Annotated in this window: 18 protein-coding genes; 14 read left to right on the top strand and 4 right to left on the bottom strand. The window is 45.6% G+C overall.

Translation table 11 applies throughout. The annotated features are described in order from the left end of the window. Nucleotides 1–2: 2 nt before the first annotated feature. The gene (gene rtcR, locus D0C16_RS10850) at nt 3–1,592 is read left to right on the top strand and encodes an RNA repair transcriptional activator RtcR (RefSeq protein ID WP_151032405.1); all 1,590 of its coding nucleotides are present in this window, start codon (nt 3–5) and stop codon (nt 1,590–1,592) included. Here the strand turns inward: rtcR and D0C16_RS10845 are convergent. Further along, entirely contained in the window at nt 1,589–2,917 is a 1,329-nt protein-coding gene (locus D0C16_RS10845; RefSeq protein ID WP_151032404.1) for a dockerin-like protein, read from the bottom strand. The genes rtcR and D0C16_RS10845 overlap by 4 nt on opposite strands. Nucleotides 2,918–3,288: 371 nt before the next feature. Between D0C16_RS10845 and D0C16_RS10840 the strand changes: the two genes are divergently transcribed. The 12 genes from D0C16_RS10840 to D0C16_RS10785 all read left to right on the top strand — a co-directional run bounded on the left by D0C16_RS10840 (nt 3,289) and on the right by D0C16_RS10785 (nt 19,147). Next, nucleotides 3,289–4,116 carry a polysaccharide lyase family 7 protein gene (locus D0C16_RS10840; protein WP_191968690.1) on the top strand — a complete coding sequence of 276 codons (828 nt, stop codon included), beginning with the start codon at nt 3,289–3,291 and terminating at the stop codon, nt 4,114–4,116. Nucleotides 4,117–4,846: 730 nt separating this feature from the next. Continuing rightward, nucleotides 4,847–6,157 carry a nucleotide sugar dehydrogenase gene (locus D0C16_RS10835; RefSeq protein WP_151032402.1) on the top strand — a complete coding sequence of 437 codons (1,311 nt, stop codon included), beginning with the start codon at nt 4,847–4,849 and terminating at the stop codon, nt 6,155–6,157. 92 nt (nt 6,158–6,249) lie between these two features. Then, nucleotides 6,250–7,743: a glycosyltransferase family 2 protein gene (locus D0C16_RS10830; protein WP_151032401.1), complete on the top strand. Its 1,494-nt coding sequence runs from the start codon at nt 6,250–6,252 to the stop codon at nt 7,741–7,743. 22 nt (nt 7,744–7,765) lie between these two features. Further along, entirely contained in the window at nt 7,766–8,887 is a 1,122-nt protein-coding gene (locus D0C16_RS10825; protein WP_151032400.1) for a PilZ domain-containing protein, read from the top strand. Between the two features lie 66 nt (nt 8,888–8,953). After that, nucleotides 8,954–10,426, top strand: a complete 1,473-nt coding sequence (locus D0C16_RS10820; RefSeq protein WP_151032399.1) for a tetratricopeptide repeat protein — start codon at nt 8,954–8,956, stop codon at nt 10,424–10,426. After that, nucleotides 10,426–11,742, top strand: a complete 1,317-nt coding sequence (locus tag D0C16_RS10815) for an alginate export family protein (protein ID WP_151032398.1) — start codon at nt 10,426–10,428, stop codon at nt 11,740–11,742. Before D0C16_RS10820 ends, D0C16_RS10815 begins: the two co-directional genes overlap by 1 nt. After that, the gene (locus D0C16_RS10810) at nt 11,739–13,283 is read left to right on the top strand and encodes a right-handed parallel beta-helix repeat-containing protein (protein ID WP_151032397.1); all 1,545 of its coding nucleotides are present in this window, start codon (nt 11,739–11,741) and stop codon (nt 13,281–13,283) included. Before D0C16_RS10815 ends, D0C16_RS10810 begins: the two co-directional genes overlap by 4 nt. Nucleotide 13,284: 1 nt before the next feature. After that, complete coding sequence (locus D0C16_RS10805; RefSeq protein ID WP_151032396.1) at nt 13,285–14,694, top strand: MBOAT family protein; 1,410 nt, start codon at nt 13,285–13,287, stop codon at nt 14,692–14,694. A gap of 8 nt (nt 14,695–14,702) precedes the next feature. Continuing rightward, entirely contained in the window at nt 14,703–15,830 is a 1,128-nt protein-coding gene (locus tag D0C16_RS10800) for an alginate O-acetyltransferase (RefSeq protein WP_151032395.1), read from the top strand. Then, nucleotides 15,827–16,468: an alginate O-acetyltransferase AlgF gene (locus D0C16_RS10795; RefSeq protein ID WP_151032394.1), complete on the top strand. Its 642-nt coding sequence runs from the start codon at nt 15,827–15,829 to the stop codon at nt 16,466–16,468. The genes D0C16_RS10800 and D0C16_RS10795 overlap by 4 nt, the downstream gene beginning before the upstream one ends. Before the next feature lie 34 nt (nt 16,469–16,502). Further along, nucleotides 16,503–17,903, top strand: a complete 1,401-nt coding sequence (locus tag D0C16_RS10790; RefSeq protein ID WP_151032393.1) for an alginate O-acetyltransferase — start codon at nt 16,503–16,505, stop codon at nt 17,901–17,903. 20 nt (nt 17,904–17,923) lie between these two features. Then, the gene (locus D0C16_RS10785) at nt 17,924–19,147 is read left to right on the top strand and encodes an alginate lyase family protein (RefSeq protein WP_151032392.1); all 1,224 of its coding nucleotides are present in this window, start codon (nt 17,924–17,926) and stop codon (nt 19,145–19,147) included. Here the strand turns inward: D0C16_RS10785 and D0C16_RS10780 are convergent. Beyond that, on the bottom strand, nt 19,122–20,054 hold the full coding sequence (locus D0C16_RS10780; RefSeq protein ID WP_151032391.1) for a sodium-dependent bicarbonate transport family permease: 933 nt from the start codon (nt 20,052–20,054) through the stop codon (nt 19,122–19,124). The genes D0C16_RS10785 and D0C16_RS10780 overlap by 26 nt on opposite strands. 133 nt (nt 20,055–20,187) lie before the next feature. On the opposite strand from D0C16_RS10780, the gene D0C16_RS10775 reads away from it, so the two are divergent. Beyond that, on the top strand, nt 20,188–21,138 hold the full coding sequence (locus D0C16_RS10775; protein WP_151032390.1) for a LysR family transcriptional regulator: 951 nt from the start codon (nt 20,188–20,190) through the stop codon (nt 21,136–21,138). On the opposite strand, the gene D0C16_RS10770 is transcribed toward D0C16_RS10775, so the two are convergent. Together D0C16_RS10770 and D0C16_RS10765 are read right to left on the bottom strand one after the other, a co-directional pair. Next, nucleotides 21,115–21,966: an endonuclease/exonuclease/phosphatase family protein gene (locus tag D0C16_RS10770; RefSeq protein ID WP_151032389.1), complete on the bottom strand. Its 852-nt coding sequence runs from the start codon at nt 21,964–21,966 to the stop codon at nt 21,115–21,117. The two genes, D0C16_RS10775 and D0C16_RS10770, sit on opposite strands and share 24 nt — an antisense overlap. Next, a complete protein-coding gene (locus tag D0C16_RS10765; RefSeq protein WP_151032388.1) occupies nt 21,963–22,280 on the bottom strand; it encodes a putative signal transducing protein in 318 nt (105 codons plus the stop codon). Before D0C16_RS10765 ends, D0C16_RS10770 begins: the two co-directional genes overlap by 4 nt. Between the last annotated feature and the right edge of the window lie 8 nt (nt 22,281–22,288).

The following is a 22,288-nucleotide window of genomic DNA, read 5'->3' as shown; positions in this document are numbered from 1 at the left end:
TTATGGGTAATGTGTTAATAGGAATGCTAGGCTCGCGGTTAGATCATGGTGGCTTGGGTAAGCGTCGCTGGAACCAATGGCGTCCAAGTATCGGCTTGCTTATGCAGCCGGATTTTCCGATAGATGAGTTCCTGTTGATGTATTTGCCATCAGATCAGCAATTGCTTGATTTGACCTTGCAGGATATGGCTGAGGTGTCTCCCAGTACCAAAGTCACGACATTTCTTATTGATTGCGATAACCCTTGGGATTTTGAGCAAGTTTACAGTCACATCCACGATATGGCCGTGGGGCAACGGTTTGATGCTGAGCAGCACGATTACTATGTGAATATCACCACCGGAACCCATGTGGTGCAAATATGCATGTATCTGCTGACAGAAGCTCATTATTTTCCAGGCAAATTGATTCAGGCTTCCCCTGCGGAAGAGCGCCGCGGTGTTTATCACGTGATTGATCTGGATTTATCGCGCTATGACCAAATCGCTTCACGTTTTGCCAAGGAATCTTCCGATGCGGTTATCCATTTAAAAAGTGGAATTCAGACGCGCAACAAAGCGTTTAATGGATTGATTGATCAGTTGGAGCAGGTTTCTATTAAATCCACTGCGCCTATTTTATTAAATGGCCCAACGGGAGCGGGTAAGTCGCAGTTGGCCAAACGCATCTATGAATTGAAAAAACAGCGCGGCCAGCTAACCGGTGAATTGGTGGAAGTTAACTGTGCAACACTGCGTGGCGATAATGCTATGTCAGCATTGTTTGGTCATGTAAAAGGTGCCTTTACCGGTGCGCTGAATGCGCGTATGGGGTTGCTGCGCGAAGCGGATAAGGGTTTGCTGTTTCTGGATGAAATCGGTGAGTTGGGTTTGGACGAGCAGGCGATGCTGTTGCGCGCGATTGAAGAAAAAATATTTATGCCGTTTGGTGGTGATCAACCCGTCTCCAGTAATTTCCAATTGATTGCGGGTACCCATCTCAATTTATTTGAGCAGGTGCGGCAGGGCCTATTCCGTGAGGATTTGCTCGCGCGAATCAATCTTTGGACCTATGAATTGCCCTCACTAAAGGAGCGCATTGAAGATCTTGAGCCAAACATTGAACACGAGTTGCAAAAATTTACGCGCAGTGCGGGTTATAAAGTCAATTTCAATAAGGGGGCGCGCGAACAGTATTTACAATTTGCCAATTCGTCACAGGCTTTGTGGCGAGCCAACTTTCGTGACTTGAACTCGAGTATTACGCGTATGGCGACCTTAGCTGTGGGGGGGCGGATTACTGAAACTATCGTTGCCGGGGAGATTGCGCGTTTGCAGCAGGCATGGAGTGGCTTTCAGGAATTGGTGTTGCCTGGGCAGGATTTGGTGGCTGAGGTCCTTGCACCGGAACAAGTTGATGAGATCGATTTGTTTGATCGTCTGCAATTAAACGAAGTTATTAAAATCTGTCGCAACACCAGAACCATGGCGGAAGCGGGGCGTATTTTATTTAATGCGAGTCGAGAGAAAAAGTCGTCTTCCAACGACTCGCATCGGGTAAAGCAATACTTGCATAAATTCGGGTTGGATTTTGCGTCCGTCACGGGGAGTTAATGCAGTGTTGGTGTAGCCCAATTTGCCCAGCGAGATATTTCAACAGGAAATGTGCCATCAGTTTTCTGTACCTGTGTATTCACCGTTGCATCATTAAGTAAAAACTTTTGCACAAATGCATTCACTTCTGGCTGTTGACTCGCTGGAAGTTGGCAATGGTTGTGCCCGCCCACTTGTGATACGCCCATGTTGTCTGTCGCGCCCAGTGCTTTCCATATTTCATGGGCAATCACCGAGGTGGTATAGGTACTTTGATTGCCCAGCCATTCCATCGACGTATTTTCAACCACTAATAAACCACGCGGTGCGATTAATCCCATAACGCTGTGATGATCAAAGGGCAGTTTATTGGCTGATTCGCTGAAGATTTTAAATTGATCGGTAAACCAAACGTTTTCTGTCACTATCTGGCGCAGGGTTTGGACATTTTGGCCAGCAGCTAATTGGGCATCGGATATGCGCCAGCTCGCGGCGCCACCAGAGCCGGATTCTTGCATAATGGTTAAGGCAATGCGCTCATCGAAAGCGCCGGCAACCAGCGCTCCTTTACCGTTGCGCGAACAGCCGGTTACCCCTAAATGTGTTGCATCGATCAATTTGTTGTCGGATGTTTGAAGCACATCGATTAACCGGCTTACTCCCCACGCCCAGGCCATCATCGCGCTGGCGGAATGGTCGCTGCCATAAATTTCATAAAATTTTCCTTTGCCGCGCGACTGCCCGTTTTGTTGTTCGCCCAGAAAATTATTGGGAAATTGAATAACAGCTACACCTTGTTTGGATAATTCCTCGTTATTTAAATAGGAATTACCGATTCCAATCATGGCCGGGTAAGGGGCCGTTCCCGTTGTTGGAAGAATAATATTGGCGTCAAACGAAATTTCTTTGCCGTTTTCAGTGACTGTGACGGATATTTTTTCGTTGTTCACCGTGCCGCTAATTTGCTGCGGCGCGCCAGGTTTATTTCCCAGTTCATAGTGCTGTGCTTGCGCTGCAATTTCCGCTCTGCGGCAAGGCCATTGTTGCTTTTCGGTGAGCGCAGTGCCATCTATTGTAATGAATGGATTGGGTAGCTGGGGAATTTTTGCTAATTCGCTGAGCGCTGGTAGTGGCAAAATATTGCAATGTCCAGTGGAGTTCTCAATTGCGAACGCCGGGTTGGAGTCTGGATTGGAATCATTGTCACTGGCTGATGAAATAGAAATTGTTGCTATGGGTGTAGATGATGATGTGGTAAGTGTCGTTTGGCTCTCATGACTGCTGCCACATCCGGTGACAAAAACGATTATTACCGGAATAGCATAATCGGGATTAAAAACTCTCATGTGCGGTTTCCTTATTATTAAGGTGGATGTTGCTATGAGAGGTTGTGTTTGTAGCAGGTTCTTATCGTTAGATGCTCACGATAAGAGCTTTCCGCGGGATCTGCAATTGTCTAAACACGACTTTTCACTTTCTTCAAAAACGGTTAGCTGAAACGTATCAGGTGAGTGGGTGATTTAAATAGTTTGCTTATTTATAGTGCAGTTCTACCTTTGGCAGTGATCGGAAGAGGAGTAAGATTCTGATGCCAATGGAAAGCGATATGCAGATAAATAATTTGTGGCTTATTTAAAAGATTTCTAGCCTGGATCTTCGCGGCTGCTAGACTCGAATTTATGTCAATATTGCTTTGATGCCATTCTTGGAGTCGGCTATGAATAGTATTAAATATTGCCTATTGCTTTCGCTATTGTTGATAAGTTCTGCGTGTTTGTCCCAATCTTCTGCGAGTTCTTCCAGCTCCTCATCTCCTGTTGTATCCATCATATCATCATCTGTCGCGAGCATTTCTGCTGTTAGTGTAAGTTCCGTGGCGATTAGCTATACGGCTCAGGCTGTGCTGCAAGGTTATTTTAGTACGGAGGGGCTTTCGCCCTATGTATTTCCTGGGCAGCTCAAATTCAGTGCGATGGACTCCCAGTGGGTTACACCTACCGCCAATGGCTGGCGCAATGAGTTGAAACTAAAAACCAAGTATCGCAAATCTATGTATGAGACTTCGGAAAAAATAAAAGCCAGAATTTCAATTCAGGTTTCACCGGGCGCCAAGACAATTATTTTGCAGTGTCATGATGGTGGAGCGGGTGCGTTAGTTAAAATATTCCTTGCTGATATGGTTGAAGTTGGAAATGTAAATAATATAGCACTGGATGGAATCTTTGATGTTTATGCAAGGGTTAAGGGTACGGATGGAGTAGAGAGGAAGTTTCCTTTAGGAACGGTCAGGTCAGGAGAGGGTTTTGACTTTGAATATCAAAATGACTATGGACAAATTACTATTATTGCATTTGGGCGAACGGTAAGAACCATGGTTTATGATGGCAGCTCAGTCTATCTAAAATATGGAAGCTACTTGCAGGCCCAGCACCCTGTTACTCAGGTGGAAGTGGATAATCCCGATGATTTTGCTGCTTTTTATTTAGCCAATGGAATTACGCAAGATATAATAAAATTTCAAAACCTGACCTATACACATAATTAATATTTATCGGTACCAATAGTTGGGTGTGTATGTCGCTACTCTTGGTTCCTCTGCGTGGTAATTGATTTGCTGAGGATAGTGTAAATTTTTACGACAATCAAAAAATCGTAAATTTAACCGAAAATAAATAGTCGGTTATTTTTACGATTTTGTATTTTTCGTCGTATGAAGAAAAATTTTAATTGTCCGTTCATCCCAGAAAAACAACAGTTGATTCCAAAATCAAAAAAAAATAGCTTTTTTTGTGGCGGAGTGTAAAGAAAATCAACATTGTAATGGAGCGTAATTGATTCCCTATTAAATATAATTTTTTCGACAAATGTGAAAATTTTCACACATGCTTTTACTGGAATGTCTCGCCTTTTTTTGATTGAAAATTAATCTTTTTCGCGTGTTTCTGTGATGGCTGTCAATAAAAAGTGGTAATTTCAACGCCATTTTAGGGGGTTTTTAGATGCTCCCACCGTATAACCAACAAAACTTTTTTAAGTTTTCCTTCCCGAAAATTTTGTGTTCTCATAGCAACGAAAAATTGATGTTACCAAAAGTTGCATTTCAGCTTTCAGGTAATGTTACTTCGAAACAATAATTTCCCGATTTGTTTTATTTAAAATTCGCATAATGCGAACAGGGATTCTTTTGCCCAGCGTTTTTGAGGCAAGAAAAAAATTGGCTTCAAGGTTGATTTTCACACAGGTGTAAAAGGCATTTCTAACGATTAGGAGTTTATATGCGCATTAGTGTATTTGGTCTCGGCTATGTGGGCGCGGTTTGTGTTGGCGCATTAGCATCACGTGGACACAAGATGATTGGTGTTGACGTGTCTACCGCTAAAATTGATCTGATTAACCGCGGTCTATCGCCGATCGTTGAGCCTGGATTGGGTGAGTTGCTTAAGGGGGGGGTTAAGGATGGCTTAATCTATGGGACCCTGGATGTAGCTGAAGCAATTGAAAATACGGACCTTTCAATGATTTGTGTCGGTACACCCAGCAAGCGCAATGGCGATTTGGACTTGAGTTACATGGAAGTGGTATGCGAAGAAATCGGTTTGGCTATCGCCAAAAAGAAATCCCGCCATACCGTGGTAGTGCGCAGCACCGTATTGCCTGGAACGGTCACTAAAGTGGTTCAGCCTATAATTGAAAAGTTCTCCGGTAAGAAAGCTGGAGCAGATTTTGGTCTAGCGATCAACCCGGAATTCCTGCGTGAAAGTACGGCAATTGATGATTACAACTTCCCACCAATTACCGTAATCGGTGAATATGATGAGGCTTCCGGTGATCTCCTCGCTCAGTTGTACGGTGATTTGCCGGCAAAAATCATTCGCAAGCCTATCTCTGTTGCAGAGATGATCAAATATACCTGCAACGTATGGCACGCAACCAAAGTGACCTTTGCCAATGAAATTGGCAGTCTTGCGAAAGCGCTGGGTGTAGATGGTCGTGACGTGATGGATGTAGTTTGTCAGGATGAAAAGCTGAACATATCCAAATACTACATGAAGCCGGGCTTTGCCTTTGGCGGTTCCTGCTTGCCCAAAGATGTCCGCGCACTGACCTATCGTGCAAATCAACTTGATGTTAAGCATCCGATGCTTGCCGCGATTATGAATAGCAATGATCACCAGGTTGAGCGCTCTTACGACATTATTGATTCCTACGGTAAGAAAAAAATTGGGTTGCTGGGTTTGAGTTTTAAAGCCGGCACTGATGACCTGCGTGAAAGCCCATTGGTGACGCTTGCAGAAATGCTGATTGGTCGCGGTTTTGATTTAAAAATCTTTGACCGCAACGTGGAATACGCGCGTATTCACGGCGCTAACAAGGACTACATTAACAACCACATTCCACACGTTTCCCGTCTGTTGACTTCCGATATTCATCAAGTGGTCGATAGTTCGGATGTGATTGTATTGGGCAATAAAGATGAGCTGTTTGAATCTGTATTGGAAAACTTGCCAGAAGGTAAAAAAGTACTGGATTTGGTTGGTTTTATGAAAACTGCAAGTACTGAGTCACTGGAAGGTATTTGTTGGTAACCCCTTGCCACCAAGTCTGTTGTTAACAGGCTTGGTGAATTTCTTGAATATAAAAATTCGATCCATAAATAAGTAGGCATGAGTAATCTGGCATGAGTAATCCTGGCGAAGGTCATCGCGTCAATTTGAACTACATCAGCGGTTGGTTGCTGTGTTTTTCAGTGTTGGGCTTTTTCGTCAGCCTGTTGCCGCGGAATTTATTTGATCCGCTGAGCCATGAATTTATTTTCATTATCGGTGCAGTGGGGTTGTGGCGTTACGGGGTGGGGATAGTCCATTTTATACGCGGCATTATTTTTCTTTATCTGGTGTACCCATTTTTTAGGAAAAAAATGTTACGCATGGGTGATGCGGCGGCTCCGTCCAAAGTGTATTTGATGGTGACCAGTTTTCGCATTGATGCCCACACCACGGCGATGGTTTATGACTCAGTTATCAAAGAGGCGATTAATTGTGGATGGGAGACCATGGTGGTCTGTTCCATTGTAGAAGTCTCGGATGAAATGCTGATACGCGCACTCTGGGAAAAAAATAATCCACCTCCTCGCGTTGCTTTGCACTTCGTCCGTATTCCCGGTACTGGAAAACGCGATGGTTTAGCCTTCGGTTTCCGGGCTATTTCGCGCGATTTGCCCGATGAGAATGCGGTAGTTGCGGTGGTGGATGGTGATACCGTATTGGAGCCCGGTGTAGTGCGTGCAACTGCGCCTTACTTCGCCTTATTTCCCAATATGGGCGGCTTAACCACTAACGAATTTTGCGAAGTGCGCGGTAGCTATTTAATGTCTGAGTGGCACAAGCTTCGTTTTGCCCAGCGCCATATCAATATGTGTTCAATGGCATTGTCCAATCGGGTTTTAACCCTAACAGGGCGCATGTCAGTTTTTCGCGCTGCTGTAGTGACAGACCCGCATTTTATTTCCGATGTGGAACACGACAAACTTTATCACTGGCGGTTGGGTGAATTTAAATTTCTTACCGGTGATGATAAATCCAGTTGGTTTAGCTTGATGCGTTTAGGTTACGACACCTGGTACGTGCCGGATGCCAATATCAATACGGTAGAGCATCCGCCGGATAAAAATTTCTTTCGCGCAAGCCGCAAGTTGATGTTTCGCTGGTACGGCAATTCATTGCGACAAAACAACCGCGCGACCAGTTTGGGTCCCACACATTTGGGATGGTTCACTTATTACATTTTGTTGGATCAGCGCATCAGTATGTGGACCAGCTTACTGGGAATCAGTGCCGCTATAGTCGCCAGCATTAAATACGGTTCTGCAATTTTATTGGTGTATTTGTTGTGGATCGGGATTACCCGATTGGTTTTAACGTTTTTGCTATTAGCGTCCGGACATAGTATCGGCCCCGCCTACCCATTGATTTTGTATTACAACCAGGTAGTTGGCTCGATTATGAAAATCTATGTGTCTTATCGTCTGGATCGTCAGAGTTGGACACGGCAAGACACTAAATTAACACGCGATTTGGCGAGCTTCCAAAAGTGGTTTAACACGTGGTCGTCGCGTGCTATGACATTTTCAGCAGTTAGTATTTTTTTTGCGGTTGTTTTTGCGATCGCTTGAACAGTGAACACGAGGGTAGGTTATGAGTGGACGTAACAATTTAAATATAGTGCATGAAGCAGAAGCCCAGAGACAGTATGCACGGGTACGTATCCCTGCCAAGCTGGCGGTGAAGATAAATGGTCATTCAGTGATTTGCCCTGTGCACGATATTTCCGCCGGCGGATTTAGTGTGAATGAGAAAGTTGAGTTGTTCAAACCTGCGCAACACTATGAAGGAACCTTGCAATTTAAAGTGGATGGTTTTGCGTTCTCCTTACCAGTTAAATTTGCGGTTAAAAATATTGATCCCGAAGCAAATCGAATTGGTTTTGAGTTGTCCGACTTAGGGCCTCGTGAAATTGCGAGCTTGCGCTATCTGTTGACTTCAACACTCAATGGCGAATTATTTTCAGCTGGCGACATGCTTAATACGCTTGCGCGTGAAAACTTTACCAAATCGCGCAATAACAAAGCTCAAGCGCAGCAGTCATTTGGCCAGCGCATTAAAGCGATGGCTTTTAGCGGATTGTTTTTTATCGCCGGCTTGGGCGCGTTTGCTTATGTGGGGCATGCCATTTATACCAACCTGTTTATGTTTCATGCGACCTCCGCCAAGATCGCCTTGGATTCCTTTGCGATAGCAACGCCACGCGAAGGCGAGGTGGTGTCATTGGTTGAGGTTGGGCAGTCAGTTACCAAAGGCCAACCGCTGGCCACTATCAAAGCGCCTATGGCTGATTTTCTCAGTGGAAATATGGCAGCAAATTTAAGCCCTGAATTGGTTGCCGAAATAGGCAAGACCAACATTTCAGGCTCTATCAGTAGTCCATGCGATTGTGTGGTCAGTAGTCAAAGTTTTGTAGATGGGCAATATCTTGCGAAGACAACCTCGCTATTTAATTTGGCCATGCCTGAAGCGAAAAAATATGCAATGGCTTGGTTTGAGTTTCGCGATGCTATTAATTTACAAGTAAACGATGATGTAAAAGTGCAGTTGCCCGGTGCTTCAGAATCTTTCGTCGGGAAAATTGCGTCAATTAAATTGCCCGTAGGCGGTAATGGTCCTTTGTCGCAAGTAGAGGTGCGTGTTGATCTGGTTGAAGCAGGTCAACAGTTGTCAGAGAGCCAGCCATTATTGGTATCCAAGGCGCGCTTTTTCTAAGCGCGCTCTTCATGACGGTTAATCAAACATAGTGAGCAACCCATTAGGTTGTTTGGAATATTAGCTATGCAGCAAACCAATAAATATCCGTGTCAGTACACCCGGATTTCCCAGACCTTGACTTTACTTGCGAAGTGCTTGAGCGCGCTTGCAATGGTCGGTTTATTGCACGCGTGCGTGGTTCCTGATTTGGGTCATGCCAAGCAGCAAATATCAGCGGGCAATATTGCCCCTGCGCAGTTGGAATTGGAAAAACTTGCCAACAAAGGCGTTGTGGAAGCCATGGTGCTGTTGGGCGATCAATTGGGTAAAACGGAACCAGGAGAGGCTGAGTCTTATTATTTACGCGCTGTGGATGCTGGTGAATTCAAGGCGCGTGGACGTTTAGCAAAACTCTATTCACAGCTGGCGGTCGATACCAAACAAGAAGCTCAATTTCTTGGTCAGTCAAGTGGTGAAACACCTGGAATAGAAGATGCCCGACGTTCCTTGATGTATGCGCGCGATGCACTAGCACTCGGTGATGATTCAGCGTTGAGTGTAATTATTAAGCTCAGTGTACAGTTTCCGGAATTAAACCTGCTTGCTGAAGTAGAGCAAATTATTCAACGCGCGCAAAAATCCGGTTCTACCAATGCGCTCTATGCCAAGGTGTTGTGGTGGGAAAGTCAAGCGCAACTGGAGGTGAACGCAACGCAGATAGAGCGTATTTGTAATCGTTTGGGTTCTTTGGAAGTGGGATGTTACCGCTCATTAATCTCGTTGTATCAAGTGCAGCAGAATGAGGAAAAAGTGACTGCTGTTGTGGAGCGTATTCAACGCGATTATCGCGCGGGTCGTATTTCCGGCGCTGTAGTGGTGAGCATGGCTGATTGGTTGAGTGATAGAAATCCCGTAGGCAAGGGCGCCGCGTTTTCACTCACTCTTCTAGATATGATTCGACAAAAATACCCGGATGCAAACTATGAGATCGCACAGTTGCTTTATCAAAATCCGGGTTTGCAATATTCAGCTGATCTGACGCAGTTGCTTGAAACCCAGCAGCAATCTGGCGATTGGCGTAGCAACGAAATTCTTGGCGAAATGTATTTCACCGGCAAGCAGCGACCACTTGACCCAACAAAGGTATATGAGCTGCTGCAGCCAATACAGGATAAGTCAGTTAGCGCCAATTATTATCTCGGGCTTCTGGCTCGCGATGGTTTGTTGGGCCAGCCGGATGCTGAAAATGCATTAGGGTATTTATTGAGGGCCGCTCGTTTTGGCCATGAAAAGGCCGATGTGGCCTTGGCTGAAATGTTTTGGCAGGCACGCGGCTTGGCAAGGAATCCGGTGTACGCCTATTCCTTTGCACGTATTGCAGAAATACGGGGCAGTCGTCAGGGTAAAAAATTATCAGCAGAAATTTTAACAACGCTGAATCAGGCCCAAGTAGATGACGCGGTAGGAATTTCCAATCGAGAGTTAAATGCGCGTCAACTTATTAAGAAAAAACACCTGACGTGTTGTGAGCTTGAAGTTCAAGGGGCTGCATTGTAATGAAATACCTGCGTTGGTTACCGCTGCTGGGTTGTGCAGCTCCTATGGCCTGGGGTGCTGTTGCATCGTCCGGGTTTAATGCTGCGCTGGATGTGGAATCTTTTGTGGCGGATAACGATAGTCTGAGCTTGGGCGGTTCCCAAAATGGAACCCTGGCCGGATTAAATCTTAAACCGCAATTGGGTTGGAAAGGTGCATCAAGCTGGCAAATTTATTTTGAAGGTCAATTGTTTGCTGCCAATAACGAATCCGATGTGGAGTTTGATTCGGATCAGGGAAGTTCTACCGAATTTGCCAATTTGCGCGAACTTTGGATTGGTCATCAGGGCTTTAGCGATTACCCGGGCGACACTCTTCGCTTGGGTGTTGAACGCCAGCGCTGGCAGGACGGATTTATTTTTGATTCTTCGCTTCTTGGTGCGAGTTGGCAACTGGATACGAGCTTATTGAAATTACAACTGGGCTATGGCGAGCAGCAAGATGATCTGCGTACCGACGACTATTTTTTGCCAAAAGAAGTAGAAAAGTTATCGCTCAGTTACGCCAATGCCCGTTGGCAATACGGATATGGCCATGCTATTTCCTCGTATTACCTCTATGGTGAAGGCGAGGAAAATCCATTAGATACGCAACTGCAATGGGCTGGCATTGGGTTGGAAAACGGTTACTACAGCAATAGCGTTAGTGCATTTAGTTACAGTGCATTTTTTCATGCTGTGCAGGGGACGCAATTTTATGCTCCGACTAATCGTTTGGAGGATATTAGCGGTACTGCCGTGGATGTAGGCGCGCGTTGGCAATTTGATGTGTCCTGGCAACCCACTATTGGGCTTCAGTATGTAGCTGCTGATGCAGGTGCAGAGGGCTATCGCCCAACTGGTTTTGAATCCAATCGTGCAAAGTTTACCGGAACTCGTTCGTCCTTATATCGTTTGAATGAAGCAATTCGTGCGGACTTACGCAATTTAGAAGTAGCTTCCGTTTACTTGGCACTCGCGCAATACCGGCAGTGGGATTTCAATCTGGTGTTGAGTGATTTCTCTTTGGATGATGTGCGCGAGTCTTACTACCTGAATGGCAAGCCCCATATGTTAGTAGGCGATGATGCGCATTTAGGGCGCGGGTTGGATTTGGTTTTCTCCGGTTATTTGAATCGCAAGGGGCCGGGGCTGTTTTCGCTGGGGTATTTTGATTCGGTTATTCGCCTTCGTTTATCCGCGTTTGATTATGACACCAGGCAGCAGGCGAACAATCCGGAGTTGGAAAACCTGAATACCCAGTATGCGGGCATGTTGAGTTGGATCGTAAATCTATGACAAGTAAACGCATTGGCTTTTTATTGCTGGGCATAATTTGTTTTATGTCGACGGGTGTAGCCTTGGCTGATTACCGTTTTAATAGTGGCATTGAGCAGCCACCGGTGGTAAAGGCACAGGACTTGCCGGATTTAAGTGTATATACGCGCACTGCCATCGATGAAAAATTACAACAACAACATCAACAGGCAATTAAGCCGGTGGTGGAGTTGCGCAGGGTATTTAAAGAACATGAGCTGGTGTTGTTTACCGGTAGTGGCCGTGCGGGACGTTGGGCGAAATTACAGGGTGGTGTACCTCAGGCTATTTTTATTAAAGAGGGCGTAGTCACCGCGACTGATATTGCTAAAGCGATTAACAACCCAAAATATTTTCAGTGGGATAGTGTTAATAAAATTGCCTATGCGCGGTTGCCAATTGTCGTCGAGTTTGGTGCTAGCTTGTTGTTATCCGGCAACGAAGTGGGTGAACTGCGATTGTCAGAAGAAAAAGGTTCATTCCTGATTTCCGATGGTGGTCTATTTGTTCTGGACACAAAAATTGTCGGCTGGCGCGATGCAGAACAAACCCCGGCTTACTTTAAAGATGATGACAGTTTTCGCCCATTTATCACCGTGTGGGGCGGTGGTGAATTGTATATGCACAATGCTCACGCGCTGGCTCTGGGTTATCACCGGAGTAAAAGTTACGGGTTATCAATTTCCCAACACGGTTTTGTGTGGAACAAGCGTTTACAGCGCGCCAGCCCCAAAGCCTGGATTTTGAACTCTGTATTTGAAGATTTGTATTACGGGTTTTACTGCTATGAGGCCGATGGTCTGGTAGTAATCGATACAGTTTATAAAAACAATATTATTTACGGAATCGACCCGCATGACCGCTCCAGTCATTTGATTTTTGCACGTAATACTGTGTATGGCACGAAAGTGAAGCACGGCATTATTGGTTCGCGTTCAGTGGATAACAGTTGGTTTATCGGTAACATCAGTTACGACAATAAGTTATCGGGTTTTGTACTGGATCGTAACTGCATTAATAATTTAGTAGTTGGCAATAAAGTCTATAAAAACCACACCGATGGAATCACTATTTACGAAAGTAGCAACAATGTACTGCGCAACAATCATGTTTACGGTAACAAGAAACATGGTATTCGGGTGCGCAACAGCGAGAACATTCAGATTGAAGATAATCTGGTATTTGGCAACGGGGGCTTTGGCATTTTTGGCCACACCAAAGATTTGCGCGATAACAAGCATCGTGATTCGATAAAAGATCCCTACGTTCAACGTTATTCCTTCCAATTGAAAGGTGGAAAAATCCACGCCAATCGCTCGGGTGTTATTTCGGCTGTAGGGCCGGAATACTTACAGGTTAGCCAAATCGATGTGCAAAACCTGCCGGGACAGGCATTGGTGTTGGAAGGGCCATTACAGGACCACTATGGTGATTTTTGGAAAACAGTGATTAAGGAAAAGCAAATGGCAGAACTGGTGCGCAAGCCCGTTGCTGTCGAATCCTCATCCAGGGAGCTGAATTAGTATGGTCTTCTCCTCCAGTATTTTTTTATTTGTTTTTTTACCGATATTTTTTGCGGTCTATTTTTTAACGCCAAATAAGTGGCGCTCGCTAATTATCGTTATTGCGAGTTATATTTTTTATGGCTGGTGGCGAATAGATTTTCTGGCATTATTTTTTGGCATTACTGCTATCAATTACTGGTTGGGTTTGCGTATCGAGCAGGCCGAAACGAGGGAGAGAGCCAAGCGTTGGTTGTTGTTAGGCCTGGCAATTGATTTGGGCACACTGGGTTATTTCAAGTATGCCAATTTCGGTGTGGACTCCATGAATGCGCTGTTGGTATCTGCCGGTTTTGAGCCACTGGAGTTGGGAAAAATTTTATTGCCAATTGGTGTTTCGTTTTATGTGTTTGAGTCCATCAGCTATTTGATGGATGTGTATCGCAAGGAAATTCCGGCTACGCGTCGTTTCCTTGACTTCTGCGCCTTTGTTGCACTCTTCCCCCATCTGATTGCCGGGCCAATTTTGCGTTTTAAAGATCTGTCCGACCAATTTGCCAATCGCACTCATACCTGGGATAAAACCGCTGAAGGTTGTAGCCGGTTTATGCAGGGGTTTATTAAAAAAGTATTTATTGCCGACACAATTGCTCCCTTGGTCGACCAAGCCTATGGCATGGAAAATATGACCACCGGTGATGCCTGGGTAGCGGCAATTGCCTACGCCATCCAGCTGTATTTTGACTTCTCCGGTTACAGTGATATGGCCATTGGGTTGGGCTTGATGATGGGGTTTCGCTTTATGGAAAACTTTAATCGCCCTTACGCAAGCCAATCTATTACTGAATTTTGGCAACGCTGGCACATTAGCCTTTCATCTTGGCTTAAAAATTATTTATACATTCCACTGGGTGGAAATCGCGGCAGTTCGGTGAATACCTATCGCAATTTATTTTTGACCATGTTGCTTGGTGGTTTATGGCACGGTGCTAACTGGACCTTTATTGTCTGGGGGGCATGGCATGGTACCTGGCTGGCAATTGAACGCGCACTGGGTTTAAAAACCGATTCAGGCTTTAAACCATTGCGCTGGATATTCACTATGTTGCTGGTGGTTATTGGTTGGGTGGTATTTCGTGCGGAATCCATGGCAGATGCATTGCGTATCTATGAAGCCATGTTCAGTTTTAGCAATTGGCAGTTAAGCCAGGTTTACGCGGATTCGATTACTCGCCAGCAATTACTCATGCTGGTGATTGCCTGCGGTGTTCTGGTATTTGAAGTTTGTCGCGCTCATTCTGGTTTCGTATGGCAGTGGAAGCGTAAATATTTTTCGGCGATGGGAGCATTGCTGCTACTTCCGCTGTTTATGTTGTCAGTGTTGAAACTGGCCGCCGAACTCTATTCACCTTTCCTGTACTTTCAATTTTGAGGTGAGTCATGCATTTAAAAACGGCTAATCCCTTATGGCATGGAATTTACTCTGCCTGTTTTGGATCGCTGGTTATCGCAGGGGCTATCTACAGCGGTGTTGCGTTGCGCGATTATCAACTGCAGGAACAAAAAAGTTTTTTAAAGGGACAGGTGGCGCTGGACATAGAGCATTACTACAACGAAAACTTTATCGCGCGCGATTTGGGGTCAAATCTCTGGGCCTTGATCAATTACAGCCTGTTTAGAGAGGGACGAGTCGGTGTAGTAATAGGCGAGGAGTCCTGGCTCTATACCCTGGATGAGGTCAAAGACTATCCCGAAGCAGCGCAAGACCTAACGACTAATTTGGCGGCGATTGATGCAGTTGCTGCACATGTTCGCGCACAGGGATCGGATTTATTAGTGGCATTGGTGCCAGAAAAAGCAGCAATTTATTCTGAATATCTGGGCCCCAGGCGCGTTGCTCCCATTCACTCGCAATTGTATGCGCAAGTTGTTAATCAATTGCGTGGGCAAGGCGTGGTTGTGGTGGATACTACTGATGCATTGATAAATGCAAAGCAGACAGCGACGACCTTTTTAAAAAGCGATACCCATTGGACCCCTTTTGGTGCTGAAGTTGTTGCCAAAGAAATTGCGCAAACACTAAAAAACTCCCTGCATCATCCGTTGTTGGAACAACAAGTATTTTCATCACAGGATGATGAGCCAACTCACTTTCAGGGTGACTTGTTGAACTATATTCCGCTGGGAATATTTTCTGAGTGGGTTGATGTATCTGCTGACCAATTGGTAAAAACACGTACTCAAGTCGCTACGTCAACTGCTACTGCTGCAGATGATTTGTTTGGTGAATCATCAGCCGACATTGCGCTCGTAGGTACCAGTTATAGCGCTAACGCAAACTGGAATTTTGCAGGTGCACTGAAGCAGCATCTTGGTACTGATTTGGTAAATTATGCCCAGGAAGGCAAGGGGCCATTTGTGCCCATGACTGATTATTTAAATTCCGCCGACTTTACCAATGCACCGCCAGCACTGGTGATTTGGGAAATTCCTGTGCGTTTTTTACCTGCACCCCAACCTAAAGAAAACATTGCTTCTCTATTGGCAATCCTAAAAGGAAATCAATGATGAAATCATTTTTGTTGACTGCTGTTTTTTCTATTGCCACTTTTGCTGTCTCGTTAACGCTGGCAGCAGACAATAAACTTTATGAAACCCCTCCACCCGGATCTGCCTTTGTGCGTGTGTTTAATTATCAGACGGATAACGCGATTGGCACTGTTAATCTTGGTAAAAAAAGCGTTGCACAAATTGCCCCGGGCAATAGTAGTGATTTTGTATTTGTCGACGCAAAACAAGCATCTATTATCCTGGATAAGGTGGATTATCCTGTTGCATTAACAGAAGGGAAATTTTTCAATTTGGTATTTGATGGCAAAGTAGTGAAAACCGTTGAAATTTCTGCATTGAAGGATAAGCGTAAAGGTTTGATCCATTTGGTGAATCTTACTGATCAACCAGTTGACCTTAAAACCCTTAAAGGCGATGTGGATGTAGTGCCCGGCATTGCGAGTTTTAGCTCTGGAGAACGCGCTATTAATCCGGTAAAAATTGCATTTTCAGCGTATAGCGGAGGCCAGCGCTTGCTGGAAACCAGCGAAATTTATTTGGATCGCGGTCGCTCAGGTAGCCTGTTTGTATTTAAAAAGAATGGCGCTGCTAACTATTACTGGGTTGAAGACAAACTGGCGGCAACCAATAAATAAGGCCTGACTACATTACGCGGATGTACCTATTTCAATGTTAAAGAAAATTATTCAAGCTGCGCTTGGCGCTATAGGTTTATCAGTAATCGGCTCTTGTGCATTGGCGCAACAGTTTCCGGTATATGAGCTGGGCAAAGCGAAGTATGGTTGCTCAGCGGCGGCTGATATCAACAATTACAACAATTCCTATTTAGGCAGTTTTAAAACCCTGGTATTAGGTAAAGAGGATTGGCTCTTTCGCACCGGTACCGACATGTTGGGCTCCTTTGGGCCAGACGATGCATCCCTGGTGTTGTTAAAAAAGCTGGTGTCCAGTTTAAAAGCGAAAGGTATTCAGCTGATGGTGGTGTATGTGCCTACGCGAGGACTTTTGCACAATCGCTTTTTTGACGATGTAAACGCACGTGCCTATAACCATGAGCAAGCGCTGAATAACTATCGTCAGGCATTGGAGCGTATTCGCGCGCAAGGCATTGTAGTGGCTGACTATAGTCAATTGATAACGCAGCCACTAAGCGATGATTATTATTTCAAACGCGATCATCATTGGACGCCCTTTGGTGCCAAAGTGACTGCACGAGTTGCTGCAGACTATTTAAGGTCTCAACAGGTTACGGAGGGTTTTGCACCGCAAACTTTTGTGAATCGCCCTGAAGGGGTGTTCGGGCGGGACGGCACTTTACAGTTAGCCTGGAAAAGTTTATGCGACCAGCAATTTCTCAAACAGTTTGTTCCCTTTTATGTGCATGAGCGCGGTGAGTCTTCTGTCGCGAATGCAGAGGATGCGTTATTTTCCGATGAGTCAGTACCAGAAATCAGTTTGGTCGGTACTAGCTTTAGCGCGGATCTAAAATTTAATTTTGTGGGCTTTTTGCGCGAGTATTTAGGTACAGATATTACAAACCTTTCTATTGAAGGCGGTGGTTTTGATGGCTCTCTATTGCAGACTCTCAATGACCCTGAGTTTCTGGCTAATCCGCCCAAATTATTGATTTGGGAGCTGCCTGCATATTATCGTTTGGACGAACGCGAGTTTTATCGTCAAGCGATGCCTTTGATAAATTCTTCCTGCGAAGGAAAAACACCGGTGTTATCTGAAACTGTTAAATTGAAACCTGGAAAAAATGAGTTCTTATTTAACGCCGGCGGTGCTGATAGCGAGCGGGTTGATAATATTGATAACAAAAATCACTTTATGGAATTGCAGTTTTCGGATACCAACTTCCGCAAGCTGGATATGGTAATTTGGCATTTGAATGGCCGTCGCGACACAGTGAAAATCGAGCGCAGCGATACTGTGGAAATGAATGGGCGTTTTGTGTTTGATTTAAAAGATGAAAATAAGTGGGCTGATTTTATTTACCTTTCTTCTGAAATCAACATTCCTGAAAACTATACCGATCTGTCGGTGAATGTGCGTTTATGTAAACGTTAATAGATATAGGTAGTTAAACTATGAAAGCGATCAGCGGTATCTTGGCATTAATTATGTTGAGTTGTGTGGGTAATGCCTACGCAGATATCAAAATTCCTGCCGGGTTTAAACGTGCGCCGCTTATGCCGAATAACAATCTCAACATATCTTGCCCCAAGGCGCCACCCCCTTTTAAGGGGAGTTTGCTATTTACTAGCAAGTATGAAGGTACCGATGATGCTAACTCGATTGTGAATCCGGATGCGCTGGATGATTATCTGGAACAAACCAATGATATGACTGAGTTGCAACGGGTGATTGCAGATTTGAGCAATAAATATTTGCGCACTGGCAATGTAATTTATCGTAATTGCGCGCTGGACGTTTTATCGGCCTGGGCACAGTCAGATGCTTTATTGAGTAAGTCGAGCAACCACACCGGTGCGGCCGTCAGAAAGTGGACTCTCGCCGCTATTGCTGCAGGTTACGCAAAAATTGTTTTTTCTAGTGCTCCACAACCTGCAATAGCTCCAACGCAAAAGCAATTAATAGAAGGCTGGCTGGAAAAAATGGCTGTGCAGGTAATTGCTGATTACGCAACAAATTCAGTGGAAAAAGTCAATAATCATGACTACTGGGCAGCTTGGGCGGTGGGGGTGTCTGCGACCTTTTTAAATCGTACGGACTTGTTGCAGTGGTCTTATGAAAAATATGTTCAGGCTATGGGGCAAGTGGATATTAAAACCGGTTATTTACCTAATGAATTAAAACGTAAGGGTTTGGCATTAAGCTATCACCACTATGCGGTTCAACCTTTGGTGAGCCTTGCGGTATTGTTGAAAACAAATGGATATGAGGTGTTTAAGCACAATAACTCTGCGCTAGAGCGGTTAGTATCCGCTACATTGAGGGCAACGGTTCGACCTCAGCTTATGGCTGAGGTCGCAGAAGAAAATCAGAAAACCGATAAGCTCGTTTCCGGGTCAGGTTTGTCTTGGTTAGAGCCTTGGTTGGTGTTAAAACCTGATGCCATCATTCCTTTTCGCTGGCAACAGCTTAGGCCAATGACATCAAGCCGGTTAGGGGGGGATCTTACGCTGATCTATGCGGAAAAATATGTTGAAAAATCCAGTTCATACTTGAGTCATCCTCGGCCGCCGCTGATTAATCAGATTAATGCGTGGCCGTACGGGAGAAATATATTTGACGATAAAGTGTTTGCTTATTATCGACGCAATTTCAACCGTACGACTCCATTAATTTGAAATACACTGGAATCCCAATTAATACGTTCAGTGGAAAGGTAACGCCAAGTGCCGCGAAAATCGCCAGGCCGACATCTGCTTCTTTTATCGCGGCTTTAATGGCTACGGGTGCGGCGATATAGGATGCGCTAGCGGTTAATGATGCGAGAATTAATGTGCTTCCAATTGGCAGCTGTAATGCGAATCCAGCCGCTGTTCCTATCAATGCCAGTGCGAAGGGCGCAAGCAACGCAAAAGTGATCAGTTTCCAGTGCTGAATTGGAAATGGATTTAAATGTTGTGAGGCGCAGACCCCCATTTCCAGTAAAAACAACGCGAGCAGGGCTTTGAAGGCGCCGAGAAACAAGGGAGCTACGTCCTTGCTGCCATCCGGGCCGTAGAGGTAGCCAATAATCACTCCACCCGTCAGTAACACAACGCCGCGACTGGTAAGGGCTTCGTGCCAAATTCCCTTCATGCTGCTGTTATTTCCGGTGGCTTTCTTGAACAACAAAATTCCCACCACAATGGCAGGCAGTTCCAGCAGCACCAGGTACAAGGTGGTTTGCGGGGCGATGGTCAGGTTATTCACCTCGGCGAAGGCGAGGGCAACCGCGAAGGTACCGGCGCTGGCAGAACCGTAGTGCGCGGCGATGCTGGCGCTGTTCGCGGTATTTAGTTGGACGAATTTGCGCAACAGCGGGTAGAGCAACAAGGGAATCGCAATCCCCAACAGAAGCACCGTAATGACTTCTGGCAGCAGCTGCCAATTCACATTGCCGTGTAGCGCCAGCCCACCTTTCAGCCCCAGCGTAAGCATCAGCAGTATGCTCAGGGTGTCGTAAGCTGCCTTGGGCACTTTTAAATCTGACTTGGCTACCCCGGCCAGAACGCCGAGCAGGAAAAACATAATGACGATATCGGGCATGGACATAACCTCTTAACTTGCCGGAATTAACGGTATTCAAGGTTATTTTGGCGACTCTTATGAATAGATGATAATTAATGTTTATGATTATTAATATTGAGGATTGTCTATATATGTTTGTAAGAGGCCCGCTGTGAATATTCGCCATCTCACGTTTCGCCTGTTGCAGGTGTACATCGCGGTGATCCGCACTGGCTCCATTTCCCAGGCCGCAGTGCAATTGCATTTGACCCAGCCAACCGTATCCCAGCAGATAAAGCGTTTGACGGAGGCGGTCGGCGAGGAGTTGCTGGAGCTGCGCGAGGGCCACTATCAACCCACCTATGTGGGGCGCGAGCTATACCATGCTGCTCTGGACGCCTTGGGGCGGTTTGATGATTTCAATAGTTTTTTAAGTGAGGCGGCGCAGGGTGATAAGGGGCATTTCAGTTTGGGAGTTGTAACTACCGCGCAATATGTATTGCCATTGTTGTTAAGCCCCTATACCCAACAGTATCCGGGCGTGGATGTGACTTTTAATATTGGCAATCGCGGCAGTGTGTTGCAGCGATTCCAAAATGAGCTGGATGATCTGTATTTATTTAGTCATCCACCCACGGGTGATCATGTGGTGAGCGGCAGATTTTTACGCAACCCGCTGGTACTGATCGCGCCTTTGCATCACTGGGCGGCGAAAAAGAAATCGCTGACATTTTCTGAGTTGATGAATGAGCGATTTTTAATGCGCGAACCAGGTAGTGCTACGCGCATGGTGTTTGAAAATTGGCTGCGCGAGCAAAATTATCAGCTGCATAACACCTTGCAAATTGAGAGCAACGAAGTGATTCGGATGAGTGTGGAAACTGGTTTGGGGTTGGCCGTACTTTCCGAACATACCCTGGCGCAAGCCAATGCCAAGGTAGTTATTTTGCCGGTAAAGGATTTCCCCCTCACCAGTCACTGGTATCTAGTCCGTCATGGCGACCGGCGCTTGCCAGTCGCCGCGCATAATTTCATCCGTTATATGAATGCGCATTTAGGCGAGTGGGTGAATGAAAAATACATCCGTAATGAACTGGATTTACTGTTGAGCGGGAACGGATAATTCCAGACGTGTAACGACGGGAAAATGATCCGATGGGAACAGTCCGTTGTAGGTAGTGGTGTCCACCTGGTGCATGAGGACTTTTGCATCTTTTTTTACAAAGATGAAATCGATTTTGTTATCCACTTCGGCATTTTTTCCAAAATCATTAAAGGTTTTGTTGCCGCCCGTTGCCGGGGTTGTGGCTATTTTTCCTGCGTCAGCAAGGGTTTGGGTAATAATTTCGTAGCCTTTTGCATCGGCCTTAAAATTAAAATCCCCTGTCACTACATAATTGTCCTGAGGGCTGAGTTTAGCAACCTCGGCGAGTAGAAATTTTGCGCTTTCCTGGCGAGCGATTTCACCTTCATTATCGAAATGGGTGTTGAAGACCAGCAGGTTTTTTTTATTCAGTGTGTCGGTTAATTTGGCGATACTGAGTGTGCGGCGATAAGAAGCATCCCAGCCGCGTGACACTTGCTGCGGCGTTTGCGACAGCCAGAGTGTTTGTTGGCCTTGCAGGGCAAAGCGGTTATGGCGAAATAAAATGGCAGTGGTCTCGCCTTTTTCTTTTCCATCTTCACGGCCTACACCAATCCAGGAATAGTCATCCAGCATTTCTACCAAATCCTCTACTTGCGGAACTTCTGCTTCCTGCAGGCCGATAACATCCGGGTTATGCATTTTAATCAGATGTGCCACCAGGTATTTACGCTTTTTCCAGTAGTTGGTGTTTTCGGGAGACTCACAGGAGCCGCAACGAATGTTGTACGTCATTACATCCAACGATTGTGCATGGCTTAAGCCGGAATAACCGAGGAGGGCAAGCAGGATAAGAAAACGTTTCATGATGTTGACTCCGGTTTTTCTGTTTGGCAACGCCAGCAATAGTCAAAGGAAGGCTCATTCATTTCCTCGCATTGGCTGCAGATCCATTGCGGTAAGCTGGATGATGAAAATGCGATTTCAATTAATGCCGCCGCGCGTTCGCTGTGCGCGTCATTCACTACCCATAATTCCGGCCAGCTACTGATAGGTGCTAATTCCCCGATGGCGCTGGCCGCGAATTCATTTTTCCACACACATTCAATACCAGCTTGTTCCAACAGGTTGTGGGCATTGCTGACAAGCAGCCGGTTTTCGTGAGTGTAGACGAGTTTCATCGTAATTC

The sequence above is a fragment of the Cellvibrio sp. KY-GH-1 genome (assembly GCF_008806975.1).
Classification (GTDB): Bacteria; Pseudomonadota; Gammaproteobacteria; order Pseudomonadales; family Cellvibrionaceae; genus Cellvibrio.
This window is presented reverse-complemented; position numbering and strand designations above follow the sequence as displayed.